Source organism: Borreliella lanei (assembly GCF_014205895.1).
GTDB lineage: Bacteria > Spirochaetota > Spirochaetia > Borreliales > Borreliaceae > Borreliella > Borreliella lanei.
This window is the reverse complement of sequence record NZ_JACHFC010000011.1, coordinates 1-12,856: the sequence shown is the minus strand read 5'-3', so window position 1 is coordinate 12,856 and position 12,856 is coordinate 1. Positions and strand designations below refer to the sequence as shown.

At 26.5% G+C, this 12,856-nt stretch carries 15 protein-coding genes and 1 pseudogene; 13 read left to right on the top strand and 3 right to left on the bottom strand.

The features are described 5' to 3' along the window. Positions 1 to 289, top strand: a 289-nt coding sequence (locus HNQ06_RS05320; protein ID WP_184107939.1) for a BBA14 family lipoprotein, incomplete at its 5' end; no start/stop codon positions are given. Positions 290 to 428: 139 nt separating this feature from the next. Here HNQ06_RS05320 and revA read toward each other — a convergent pair. Beyond that, positions 429 to 914, bottom strand: coding sequence for a fibronectin-binding protein RevA (revA, locus tag HNQ06_RS05315; protein ID WP_184107937.1), 486 nt, complete (start codon positions 912 to 914; stop codon positions 429 to 431). Positions 915 to 1,084: 170 nt separating this feature from the next. Here revA and HNQ06_RS05310 point away from each other — a divergent pair, with 170 nt between their 5' ends. Both HNQ06_RS05310 and HNQ06_RS05305 read left to right on the top strand, forming a co-directional pair. After that, on the top strand, positions 1,085 to 1,501 hold the full coding sequence (locus HNQ06_RS05310; protein WP_184107935.1) for an Mlp family lipoprotein: 417 nt from the start codon (positions 1,085 to 1,087) through the stop codon (positions 1,499 to 1,501). A gap of 18 nt (positions 1,502 to 1,519) precedes the next feature. Next, complete coding sequence (locus tag HNQ06_RS05305) at positions 1,520 to 2,161, top strand: Mlp family lipoprotein (RefSeq protein WP_184107933.1); 642 nt, start codon at positions 1,520 to 1,522, stop codon at positions 2,159 to 2,161. A gap of 95 nt (positions 2,162 to 2,256) precedes the next feature. On the opposite strand, the pseudogene HNQ06_RS05300 reads toward HNQ06_RS05305, so the two are convergent. Further along, positions 2,257 to 3,207 (bottom strand): annotated as a pseudogene (locus HNQ06_RS05300) (ERF family protein). Positions 3,208 to 3,596: 389 nt separating this feature from the next. Here HNQ06_RS05300 and HNQ06_RS05295 point away from each other — a divergent pair. From HNQ06_RS05295 to HNQ06_RS05265, 7 genes are all read left to right on the top strand, one after another. Beyond that, positions 3,597 to 4,694, top strand: coding sequence for a plasmid maintenance protein (locus HNQ06_RS05295; protein WP_184107931.1), 1,098 nt, complete (start codon positions 3,597 to 3,599; stop codon positions 4,692 to 4,694). A 9-nt stretch (positions 4,695 to 4,703) separates the two neighbouring features. Then, entirely contained in the window at positions 4,704 to 5,270 is a 567-nt protein-coding gene (locus tag HNQ06_RS05290) for a DUF226 domain-containing protein (RefSeq protein ID WP_184107929.1), read from the top strand. Continuing rightward, positions 5,246 to 6,001: a ParA family protein gene (locus HNQ06_RS05285; protein WP_184107927.1), complete on the top strand. Its 756-nt coding sequence runs from the start codon at positions 5,246 to 5,248 to the stop codon at positions 5,999 to 6,001. The genes HNQ06_RS05290 and HNQ06_RS05285 overlap by 25 nt, the downstream gene beginning before the upstream one ends. Before the next feature lie 43 nt (positions 6,002 to 6,044). Beyond that, entirely contained in the window at positions 6,045 to 6,605 is a 561-nt protein-coding gene (locus HNQ06_RS05280; protein ID WP_184107924.1) for a chromosome replication/partitioning protein, read from the top strand. Positions 6,606 to 6,618: 13 nt separating this feature from the next. Further along, complete coding sequence (gene bdr, locus HNQ06_RS05275; RefSeq protein WP_184107922.1) at positions 6,619 to 7,134, top strand: Bdr family repetitive protein; 516 nt, start codon at positions 6,619 to 6,621, stop codon at positions 7,132 to 7,134. Between the two features lie 476 nt (positions 7,135 to 7,610). After that, positions 7,611 to 8,936: a DUF244 domain-containing protein gene (locus HNQ06_RS05270; RefSeq protein ID WP_184107920.1), complete on the top strand. Its 1,326-nt coding sequence runs from the start codon at positions 7,611 to 7,613 to the stop codon at positions 8,934 to 8,936. Between the two features lie 51 nt (positions 8,937 to 8,987). Further along, positions 8,988 to 9,413 (top strand): DUF261 domain-containing protein, encoded by a 426-nt coding sequence (locus tag HNQ06_RS05265; protein WP_184107918.1) that lies wholly within the window; start codon positions 8,988 to 8,990, stop codon positions 9,411 to 9,413. A 5-nt stretch (positions 9,414 to 9,418) separates the two neighbouring features. On the opposite strand, the gene HNQ06_RS05260 is transcribed toward HNQ06_RS05265, so the two are convergent. Beyond that, on the bottom strand, positions 9,419 to 10,198 hold the full coding sequence (locus tag HNQ06_RS05260) for a site-specific integrase (RefSeq protein ID WP_184107916.1): 780 nt from the start codon (positions 10,196 to 10,198) through the stop codon (positions 9,419 to 9,421). A 430-nt stretch (positions 10,199 to 10,628) separates the two neighbouring features. Between HNQ06_RS05260 and HNQ06_RS05255 the strand changes: the two genes are divergently transcribed. From HNQ06_RS05255 to HNQ06_RS05245, 3 genes are all read left to right on the top strand, one after another. Continuing rightward, positions 10,629 to 11,627, top strand: coding sequence for an ErpC protein (locus HNQ06_RS05255; protein ID WP_184107914.1), 999 nt, complete (start codon positions 10,629 to 10,631; stop codon positions 11,625 to 11,627). 250 nt (positions 11,628 to 11,877) lie between these two features. Then, positions 11,878 to 12,444 (top strand): DUF603 domain-containing protein, encoded by a 567-nt coding sequence (locus HNQ06_RS05250; protein ID WP_184107912.1) that lies wholly within the window; start codon positions 11,878 to 11,880, stop codon positions 12,442 to 12,444. Further along, a partial coding sequence (locus HNQ06_RS05245) for a terminase large subunit domain-containing protein (RefSeq protein ID WP_343056776.1) occupies positions 12,441 to 12,856 on the top strand: 416 nt, incomplete at its 3' end. The genes HNQ06_RS05250 and HNQ06_RS05245, both read left to right, overlap by 4 nt.

The following is a 12,856-nucleotide window of genomic DNA, read 5'->3' as shown; positions in this document are numbered from 1 at the left end:
ACCAGAAGAACCAAAAGCCCCAATTATTCAAACACTAAACTCTTTAGCTAAATATGAAACACAACTATCAGAATATGTTATGTATCTCGTAACATTTTTAGCTAAAACAAAAGTAAAAGTTAATGATCCAAATTATCCAGAATATCCTTATCCAGACTTATCAACATTAAAAGACGAACACTCCATAACTTCAGTAAAACATAATATCAAGATATATCTAGAGTACATTAAGAAAACAAAGCCTATAGCTAAAAAAGTGTATAATCAGTATTCTAAGTTAAAAATGTAAATTACAAAAAGGTTTTTCTTGCAAGAAATTATATTTTATATTAATCAAATTGGCTTTTACAATAGAAAAAAATCTAGATATTAGATTAAAGCAAATTTAATATCTAGATTTTAACATTTTTAATATAAATATTTACTAATCAATTAGCCCATCCTAGAAAATCTATTATTTGGTCTATCTGTTTTACAGCTTCTTCAGACATTTTTTTCCCATTGCCAGAAGTATTACTTCCACTAAACTTTATAGTTGCTCCAACCAATTTTGCTTCTGCCCATATTTTGGTTTTTGCAATAGTATTATCGCTATCAGTAATTTTTTTAATAGTTTCTTTAGCTGCTTTTAAAGCTGCCAATTTAGCTGCTAATTTATCTTTAAATAGACTTTGCAACTTTAATAGTTTTTCTTTAAGCTCTGCATCACTTACATCCTTTAAACTTTCTTTTAATTTATTTATTTCTTTTTTATAATCATTAAATTTTTCATGATCAATCTTATTATTAAGGGTTGAAACGTCTGAAATCAATGAATCTATTTGGTTCTTTTCTTCTACGTATGCTTTACAAGCCATTACAAACAAAAATAATATTGATACAAAAAATAATTTAACCATGTTTTTATTTTTCATTGGTTACTCCTATATTCAATAATAATGAAATAAAAACTAGCGCAACATTCGAAAAATATAAATTTCTCAATTGCCATCGTCAAAAATTTTTAAAAATAGGATCTATAATTACAAGAATAAATTTTATTTTTACTCAACATATTGTACTAGAAATAAAAAAAGGAATAAAAATGAAAATTATCAACATATTATTTTGTTTATTTTTACTTATACTAAATAGCTGCACTGCTAATGATACCACCCAACAACCAAAAAATAGGGAAAAACGCGATTTAAGCCAACAAGAAGCACCTCAAGAAACACCCAAATCTAAAGAAGGCCTTCTTAAAGAAAAGTTATCTGAAGATCAAAAAACACACCTTGATTGGTTAAAAACCGCTTTAACTGGTGCTGGAGAATTTGATAAATTTTTAGAAAACAATGAAGATAAAATAAAAAGTGCACTTGATCATATAAAAAAAGAACTTGATAAATGTAATGGAAATGATGATGGAAAAAACACTTTTAAACAGGTGGTTCAGGGGGCTCTTGGCGGCGGCATAGATAAAATTACAACTGAAGCAAGTAGCACCTGTAATAGTCATTAACAATAATAGGAAATAAAAATGCAAATTGCCAAAATATTATTTTATTTATTGTTGCTCGTATTAAACAGCTGTAATTCCAATAATAATGACCCTTTTAAAAAAGATAATAAATCTGCTGGGCTTCAGCAAGTAAAAAGTAGAAAAAAACGTGATTCAAAACAAGGAGAGTCACAACAAGAAAAAATTACTTTAACATCCGAAGAAGAAAAAATATTTAATTCATTGGTAACTGCGTTTAAATACACAATTGAAAAATTAAAAAATGAAATACAAGGATGCAATAATGGAGATAATGCAAAATGTAATAACTTCTTTGCTTGGCTTTCTAAAGATATCCAAAAACAAAAAGAAGTGACTAATGCCTTTACTAAAGTTTACAACTTCTTAGAGTCTAAAAAACAATCAAAAGCAAGTAATGAAAACTTTGATACTTATATCAAAGGAGCTATTGACTGTAAAACCAATAATCAACAAGATTGTAATAAAGATAATAAATATGGAAGCGGGAATGGCAACGAAATAGAGCAATATTTCAGAGGCATGGCTGGAAGTATATTTGATAATAAAAATGACAACGATGAAATTTATAAGTGCCTTAAAGAAGAGCTTTTAAAAGAAAATAGCCATTATGCTGGTCTTACAACTAACTGGAAAAACTAAAACCATTGCTCAATCACATAAGAATAAAAACCTCAATTATTAATTATTATACCTATAGCAGCCCCCTATTTGGGGGCTGCTATTCAAAAATATTACTATGCTGCAAATATATAATTAAATTGCCTTTCTTTTTTTAACATGCAAAAAAATTTTAATACTTTTGTTTTATAAACATCCCGATTATCAGACATAAATACTTTAAGCTTATTTAGATCATCGAATCTATTAGTTTTATTGAAATATTCTAAGAGAATATTTACCCAATATTCTATACTCTTAAGCTTAGCATTCTTTTCAAAAAGATCCTCTAAAGCATCATCATTATCAGTACATAATGCCCGAATAAGAGCATTTATATTATTTTTTTCTTCACCTTCATTTACCCAATTTTTTATATTAAACAGTGCGTCTCTAAAAATTTCATAGCAATAAGCCTTGCCAGATTTTAAGTTTTTATTAAAGTTGTTTAGTTGATTTTTTTCTTGATTTATGTCCTATTATTGTTCTTGCTTTTGATTAACACTAACTTGTTTATTAGACATAGAATTTACGTTTTCATAATTATTGTAAATAGGTGCTGCATCAGTATCCACTTCACTTTTTATATGAAGACATGCAACTAAAGCATACCTTTTGAAATAAGTAATAGCTGATCCAACCAGTTGTGGTACTGTATTCACAACATTTTTAGACCCGCTTTCATTGTTCCATTGTAAGTTTTCTGTAAGCATTGGTGTATCAAAAGAAAATTCATATCCAGTGCTTGTACTGTAAAATGTGGTCCTAATAACATGCTCCTTTTGACCATCTACAAATTTAGATATTGGATATTGTTCAAAATCAAGCTCTAAATTGTGCTTATAAATAACGTTTTCAATTTCTTCTACTATTTCATTGAAATTTTGATATTTGTATCCATATCCTTTAAGACTTTTGTCAATCCCTGGTAAATTCATTTTTAGGGTTTTCATATCTTTTCTGAAGCTTATTTTTGCTTGAATATTATTTTGTATTTCTTGATTATTTTTGTTTGAAAGATTTTCCATCTTTTTACTCCTGTTTTGAATTAATAAATATAAATTTATAGCAAAAACTATTTTTGCCAACTTTTTTACAAAAATTTTTACAAAAAAATAGGGCTTAGCTAAATTCTCTATTGTCTACTAAAGAAATTAGTTAAGCCCGTGCTAAAAATTTTTTTGCAAATTCAAAACAGGTAGTTAAAACTGAAAAATGTTCAAATAACTACACTGTTTGTAGTGTAGCCCAATTTTAAATTAAAATCAATTTGTATTTTTACTAAATTATAAAAAGTATATTAATTTAACAAAATTAATAATTAAAATTTAATATTTTTTTAGAAAAGTATTTACTTTTAAATCAAAATTTTGCATTATAATATTAATTATTAATAATTCAAAACAGGAGAAAAAACATGGAAGGTTTTTCAAATACCACAAAAAGTACAACTTGTCACAACAAACACCAACATAAATTAATATCTCTTACTTCAACACTAGATTATCTAAACAAAAAAGATAAGAAATACACGCAACAAAACATACTCTATTACTATAATGAAAATCTAAAAAGAAATGGTCTAGCTCCCACTACACTAAGAACAATGCAAAACTATCTTTACAAATTAGAAAAAGAATTAAAAGTCACAACTAATTACTACCAACACATGGGTGTAAATTGTGGAACTGAAATTTACTATAAGCTAAAGTATCCCAAAAAAGAATGTTACCAGAAAATCAACAAGTACTTTAAAGAACGAAAAAACTCTAGATTTAAATCTAGAGTTAATAACCATTTTAAAGACAATGTTTCCAAAAATAGTAGTGTAAATTCAGTGGAGTGTTTAAATAATAAAAATAATATAAAAGAAGAAAGAAAGAATAAAGAAATAGAAAAATATCAACTAAGAAATTATTTCAATAATTGTAACTTTAAAACGGAAGAAGCTCTTTCTATTTTGAATTTAAATACTGATAAAGATACTAAGATTGAGGCAATAAATATCTTAAAACGAAATGAAATTGCCCTAATAAAAAAATTCAATATAAAAAAATCTTGCATTAAAGAAAAACAAAAAAAATTAAAAGAAATTCTATACAACACTAGGAAAGAATTAGAAGAAAACGGGTACAATCCCAAACAATTAGAAATAAATTTACAAAAAGTATACGAAAATTATAAATATAAGCCCCATTTTATTATTGAAAATCATAAATATAGCGATTTAAACAATATAAAGCGTAAATTAGAAAAGTCGATTGAAATAAAAAAAGAAAATTCTCAACAAAATTATCAAAATTTAAAGGAAAATATTTTCAATATCCTTATTGAACAACTAAAAAAAGAAACAAATATTGAAATTCTAAAGCCAATTATCAAAAAATATTTGAATAACCAAAAGAAAATAGAATACAATAAAGTATTTGGTATATATCATCTTGAATTATTAGAAATAATAAAAAATGAAAAAAATTCTTTAACCACAGAAGAATTTAACATAAAGGCCGTATGAGGATTTAACATGGAAAATGCACCAGAACCTATTAAAACTGTAAAAAAAGGTAAATGTAAAGTTGAATGCCAAAATAAAGAACGCTTTATTTTAATTGAAAAGGAAAATGGTAAAGCAATGTATCATACAAAAATAATGATGGATATTTATAAATTTGGAGTTTATGAGAAAAAACACGAATTTAGATTATCATTGAGGGCCTTATTTAATGGGGAAAGAATTGTTGAAGAAACTCATTTGTACCCAATTAAAGAAGGAGATAAGTTTATTGGTATTTTTTATGGCTACAGAAAACCAATAAAAAAGCCATTAATAAAGTATCAAATAAACGGGGCCAGAAAAGCATATGCATTAGCAAGGGCATATTATATGGAATTTAGATTTAAGGCCGGAAGTGTTTTTTGCTATTTCAAAGGATTATATCGTTTATTGGATAAAAAAAGAACAGACAATCACTACAACAAAGTTTTATTTAGTATGTTTACGGATTTAGAACAACAAGTATATAAATTTTATGGGAAAAAATACCCGGAACAAGGACCGTTAATAAAATGGATAATAAAAAACCTAAAATAATAACAATAGCGTCAATTAAGGGCGGTGTTGGGAAAAGTACAAGTGCTATTATAATGGCAACATTGCTTGCAAAAGAGCATAAAGTTCTTTTAATTGATATGGATACACAAGCATCCACTACAAGTTATTTTTATAAAGAAATTTTAAATCAAAATATTGATATTGTGAAAATTAATGTATATAGAGTGTTAAAAGAAAAAATAGATGTTAATGATTCAATTGTAAAGATTAAAGAAAATTTAGACTTAATCCCCAGTTATTTAACTTTAAATAAATTTTTAAGCGAATCCATACCATTAAAAGAGTTAAGGTTGCAAAATAATTTAGAATTTTTAAAGCGGAGGTATCATTATGTAATAATAGATACTAATCCTAGTTTAGATTACACTCTGTCAAATGCTTTAATGACTAGTAATTGCATAATAGTTCCAATGACAGCGGAAAAATGGGCAGTTGAAAGTTTAGAATTATTGGAATTTCATATGAACAATTTGAAAATAAAAATTCCAATATTTTTGGTTATAACACGATTTAAGAAAAACAATACTCATAAGCAATTGCTACAGCACGTTGAATCTAAGACAGGATTTTTGGGATTTATCCATGAACGAGAAGATTTAAATAAAAAAATTGCTAAAAATGAAGAGTTTGATATGACCAAAGATTATATTAATGAATATAAAGGAGTATTATCAAGATTTTTAATTGTATATGATGAATACGTTCAATAAATTCGTACGGATCCGTACGAATTTCAAATAAAAGAGGTTTATTATGGAAATAGAATTAAATGAGAGAGTTATATCAAGGGCAACAGATCCTGACGGTGAAAAAAAATTAATTACCAAAGAGGAAATATTTGCTCACTACAATGATTTAAAAAATAGATTAAAGGCTAATATAAAAAAGAAAATTTTTTATAAGGTCGAAAGTATTAGAATTTTAAAAGAAATCAAAGATAATGAATACTATAAATTAGATGGATATAAAAGTTTTGATGCTTTTATAAAAGACTATCAATTGGCAAGAACGCAAGTTTATATATATCTAAAATTAGCAAAAGCATTGCAAGCAGGAATTCTTAATGAAGATTATATAATTGAAAATGGTATTTACAATTCTCTTGATAAAATAGAGAGTCAAGAAACCCCAATAGTAAAAAAATCAAAACAAAATCCAATAAAACCCCTAAGATTTCAACTTAAAAAACAGGAAAGTTATAATTTTTATAAAAAAAATGCCAAATTTACTAGTTTTATGATGGATGAGATTTTTGAAAATCAAAAAGATTTGATTAATAAACTTTTAAAAAAATATAAAGAATTAAAAGGATAATAAAGGGGATTTTATGAGTAATTTAGCCTACAATGCTCTTAAAATAGAAAATATAAGGTTAGAATTTTTAAATAAGGGGTTTAGTGAAGAGGCAATAGATTTTGTTTTACTTCAGAACGACAATTACAACTTTGAAGTTTTAAAGGAGAAAATGAATTCTTTAGAACAACAAATAATTAATGTAGAAAAGAATTTTCAAAAAGATATAGATAGTGTAAATACTAAAATAGATAGTGTAAATACTAAAATAGATAGTGTAGAAAAAACTTTGCAAAAAGATATATCTAGTTTGAATCTTAAAATAGATGGTGTAGAAAAAGCTTTGCAAAAAGATATATCTAGTTTGAATCTTAAAATAGATGGTGTAGAAAAAGCTTTGCAAAAAGATATATCTAGTCTAGACAATAAAATAGATATTTTAAAAAACGAACTTAATGCAAGCAATAGAACAATACAAGTAATTCTAATAATGGGAATAACGCTTGCCCCAATTATCTATTCTATATTTAATAAGTATTTTTTCAATTGAAAATGATTAAAATTTTATAAAGTAATAAGTTAGTATATAGCTTTAAAGTAGAACTTATTTGAATTTTTTAACAAGATAATTTAAATAGGTTCTTTTATTTTAACAAATACAAAATAATTTTAATTCTAAATTGAACTAAATTTAATTGTTTAGTGAGTTTATCTAAAATAAATTAGGCTAAGCCCGCGGCTTTATTAAGCTCTTTAACATGAGAATTTAATAAAGTTTTTATTAATTATAATAATTTCTGTAAAAAGCTTGACAAAAATAGTTTTTGTTATATATATATGTATGTGTATAGCTAAATAAGTATATTGCTATCAAAAAAATCCAATTAAGTTGGGTTTAGCTAAGTTCTTTAACAAGAGAATTTAAATAAGCCCAACTATTTTTTTGTAAAAATTTTTGTAAAAAAGTTGGCAAAAATAGTTTTTGCTATATACTTATATTTATTAATTCAAAACAGGAGTAAAAAGATGGAAAATCTTTCAAACAAAAATAATCAACAAGAAAATATTCAAGGAGAGCTCAAAATGATAAGTATTAATCAACAAAGTTTTACTGGTTGCAAAATATTTGAGGAAAAATCTTCTCCTATTAAAGAAAAAAGTAAATTAAGCAAAATAGGTAAAAAATTACCAGGAATAAGTAGTAAAGAGTGTTTTAGATTTGACCGCAATCAAGATTTTAGTCTTCAAAGAAACAAGCTAGATAAATACGGAGCTAGTGAAGTAGGCAATATTCTAATTGGTGGTGCGGGGTTAAAAGATTTAATGATAAACAGAGTGCTTAAATATTTTGATATGAGTCTACCTTTTGAAGAGAATTTGTATATGCTCAAGGGCAAAGAGTTAGAGAATTTAGGATTTAGAGAATTTGTTAAAGCATACGGTGATAATATTGATATTTTATATAAAAACAAATATGCCAATGGAGTTGATAAGTATAATTATTTCAAAAAAATGGGAAATTCAAAAACTTTAGTAGGTTCAACAATTGATGGCTGGTTTATTAATAATAATGGCGATTTAGAACTTTTAGAAATTAAAAGTAGCGACTTTCATTATATGAGTAGCGCTATTGACAAATATAATAAAAATGGCAATTTTTTAAGCAGCAAATATTTTTTCAAATATTATGTGCAGGCGCAAATGCAGCTAGCATGTACTGGTCTTGAGCATTGTAATTTGTTCTTTTTAATTGACGCTGCACCAATTAACTGTAAGATTAAAAGAAATGAGGCCTTAATATCAAAAGTGTTTGAATTTGTTAATAAATGTGAATTAGAAATTATAAATTTGAAAAAAGATATTTATAGTAACTATAGAGAGGAATACTTAATGGCACATAATTTTAACGAGGATGCGTTTATAAAACTTGTTGAGGATTTAGTAGAAAGGAGTGATTTTTATAATTCTGGAGTTGAGTTTGATTGGGCAAGAGAATTTATAGAATATGTTGATTGCGTAGACCTTGAAATTGCGGATAGGCAAGTTGCTGAAAATGTTGCGTGTGATCTAATGGATGTTGATAGTGCAAAAAAAGAATTAAACAAAATGCAAAACGAACACAAAAAAATAGAAAAGCCCCTTAAAGATTTCATCAAAATGAAAACCGACAATATTACGAATACATGTCCACTAATTGAACATGTAAATTATAGATTTAGAGAATTTGTGTTAACTTTTGATTCTAAGAAAAGAGCAATATCAGATAGATTAAGTGGTTTATTGCCAATAAGTGAAACATTGTTTTTCCCTAGCAATATAGCATTTGCAAATAGTGTTAGTGTCCCCATGTGAATGGGTGCGCTAAAAAATTAAAAAAATAATTTAATATAGGGGGATTAACCAATGCTTATTAATAAAATAAAACAAAACAATAGAAGTTTGCGTCCAGAGATACAAAGGTGGGGATGTTACTTTTTGTGTCTACATTACCACACAAGTCTATTTAAGAAACTTGAATTTAATGTTTATGACATAAATGCAGCTTATTATAGATTTTTAGGACTTGGATACATTAGGAGTAATTGTTTTATTAAAAATCCGTGTATGATACTTAATTACTACGGAATTAGAAGTAGTGTGAGATATGAATCTTTAAATTATTTAGGTGCTTTAAATGAATTTGAAATAAGTGAAGTTAAAATCGATAAGGTTAATGGATATCACTTTATAGCAACAAAACATAAAGAAATATTATATGATTCGCTTGATTTAAAGCCTCGAGGGAAAATATTTAAAGTAACTTCAAAGCGTATATTTAAGCTAAAGTAGTTTTACTAAAGTTTTAGATTATTTTTCATACATTTATAAGCGTGAATTTTGTTTGCAGCAGAAAGCCCATATATATTATCAATTTCGGAAGTTGAATGATATTTCATAAGTTCTTTAATTTGGAAAGAATTGTAACCATTAGATTTTAAATATGAAATAAACAAATTTCTAAATAAGTGAAGCGATTTATTAGCACGAAATCCTGATTTTTTAAGAAGATTTTTAAATTTTTTAGAAATATTAATAATGCTAATTTGATTGTCTTTAAATTTATGTTTGGTTTTTTGGAAAAGATAAGTACGCCTTGAGTCAAGATTTTTTCCCTTAAAATAATTTTCGTGAGCTTTTTGAATGGCCTCAAACTCTTCGGATTTGATGACAATTTCTCTAATACAAGTGACATTTCTTTTTTTAGCAATATTTACTTTTATATTGTAAAAAGTTTCTCCAGTTTTGCTTAGCAAGGGAGTAATATCTTGCATTTTTACTTTTTGCAGTTCAGCACCCCTGCACCCACTTATTGCCAGTAGATGTAGAAACCAACCAGAAATTGGGTCAATTTGTTTTAGTGTTTTGACGCATTTTTCAATTATTTTGATATCTTTTGGGGTCAAATAAAACTTAGGAGATGGTTTTGAAGTTTCGTTTTTAGTAGGCTTAGAAGAAATTTTTAGCGAATTTTTAAGAATTTTATTTTCATTTGCTAATTTTTGATAATCTTGTAATAGTTTGAGGATAGAATCAATATTGTAATTATTTAAATTAAAATAATTATTAATGTCCATAAGACAAGCTCCTTATCAGGGTTACTTTTAAATTAAGTAAAAGTAATAAAAATAGATAAAAATAGCAATTTATATTGTACCAAAAACTAAAAATTTTAGTCAAATTTTAGGTGTTCTCATTGCAAGGGAAATTTGGGTTGTAGAGCGGTTGTGATAAACAGAATAGGCGATTTTGAAGGGTAGCAGATAAGAAAGACATGATACTTTATCTAATATATAGCAAAGACTTTAAAATTTAATTTGTATGCATTTTGTAGTCTTTTGTAATGAGTGGTGCATTTGCAATGGAGAGATTTTTGGGAGTTGATTAAAATTACATTTGAGTTTTGTTAATATGTAACAGCTGAATGTAACAAAATTATATATTTAAATCTTTGAAAAATTGTAATTGTTTGGAGTTGTGGTAAACTTAAGGCTTATGGAGTGGATTATGAATAAAAAAATGAAAATATTTATTATTTGTGTTGTATTTGTGCTGATAAGTTCTTGCAAGATTGATGCAACTGGTAATGATGCAACTGGTAAAGATGCAGAACAAAATGTAAAAGGGAAAGTTCAAGAATTTTTAGGAAAGATTTTAGATCCAGTAAAGGATAAAATTGCTTCAAATGGTCCAATAGTAGATAAATTGGTAAAAAAATTACAAGAAGAAGAAAAGGTAAATAACGGGGAAGAAGAAAATGATAAAGCTGTCTCTTTAGGAGAAGAATCAAAAGAAGATAAAGAAGAAAATGAGCAAGCTGTTAATTTAGAAGAAAAAAACGCGGAAGAGGATAAGAAAGTTGTTAATTTAGAAGAGAAAGAAGTAGAAGTTAAAAAAGAGACTGAAGAAGATGAAGATAAAGAAAAAATAGAGGAACAAAAACAAAAAGAGAAAAAAGCACAACAAAAAAGACAACGACAAGAGAAAAAAGCACAACAAAAAAAACAACGACAAGAAGAAAGGAAACGAAAAAAACAAGAACGAGAAAAGGAAAGGAAAGCTAAAGGCAGAATTAAAACACTTATAGATAAAATAGATAAGGTTAATAGAGATATTAATGATATAGGAAGCCAAACTGGCGTAGAGGCAAAAGTAGTTATAGATAAAATTACAGGGCCTGTATATGATGATTTTACTGATGGGAATAAAGCCATATACAAAACCTGGGGAGATTTAGAGGATGAAGAAGGCGAAGAATTAGGAAAATTATTGAAAGAATTGAGTGACAATAGAGATGAGTTAAGAACCAAATTAAATAAAGATAATAAAAAATATTATGCTCATGAAAATGAGCCTCCCCTAAAAGAAAATGTTAAGATTGATGAAATTAAATCAGATTTACATAAACTAAAATCAGAATTAGAAAAGGTTAAAGAATACCTTAAAGACGAATCTAATTTTGAAACAATTAAAGGATACATAGATGAAGAGCGATATCCATTATAATGGATAGTTTTAGATATAATTAATTTTTGTATACACAAAATAACAGCTAGTTAGAAATCTTTACTAGTTGTTATTTTTTTTATAAATTTTATTATAAACCGCCAAAGAATGCCGCAGCTATGATTTATTTGTATAAGAACAATCTTATTCTTTGCCCATAGTGAAATTATACGTTTGTGTTAACAATTTGTTAAATTGCTTTACTATTTAGAGTAATAATTTGTTAATTTTGTTATTTTAGAGGATTTTTTTGAAAAAAGTTAAAAGGTCTTTTGATGATTATGTTGCATATTTTAGAGAAGGATCGTTAGATGATAGAGAAATAGCGGTTAAATTGGGAGTTTCTAGGGTAAATGTGTGGAGAATGAGACAAAAATGGGAAAGTGGAGAAAGTTCTGTTAGTGGGGACTCTAGATTAGCAATTAGTGAAGATACTTTTGAACACCTTTTATCTCAAACCTTTAAATCAGAAGTTAACGCTAAGAAGGTTAGAAGCGAATTGGATTTAGAGAGGGCTAATTTAGAATTAGGATTTATACGTGCATTCAAGCAATATTCTAATGTTGAACTTACTAGCATGCGTACTAAAATAGAAAATTTAAAAACCGAAATTGACGCTTTAAATAAAGCAAGTAGTAAGAAAAGTAAGAAAGTTGTTAGTGAAGAAATTAATTCTTTAAAAAGCGAGCTTAATGATCTTATAAAGGAGTGTTCAATAAGAGAGATGGAGCTTTACTATGAATGTATGAAAAAACTTACAACTGCTAATGAAGCCGAAAGCAAAAGCAACTACAAAAATAGTAAAGGGCAGAAGTGAACTTATATCAAACAAAACTTTTTACAACACTGCAAAAGGAATACAAAAATAAATATGGAGTTGATATATCACAATTTGTAAAGCTAACAAACTGCTCAATTAATTTTGATAAATTTGAAGAAGAACAGTTAACTTTAAAACAAAAGAATGTGATAAGAAGTATTCAAAAGAATAATGAAAAGAAGATTATACTTAGTGGTGGCATAGCTAGTGGCAAAACGTATCTTGCGTGTTATCTTTTTCTAAAAAGTTTAATTGAAAATAAAAAGTTATACGCTAGTGATACTAATAATTTCATTATTGGGAATTCACAACGCTCAGTTGAAGTTAATGTTTTGGGACAATTTGAAAAGCTATGTAAACTTCTTAAAATTCCTTATATCCCAAGACATACAAATAATTCATATATTCT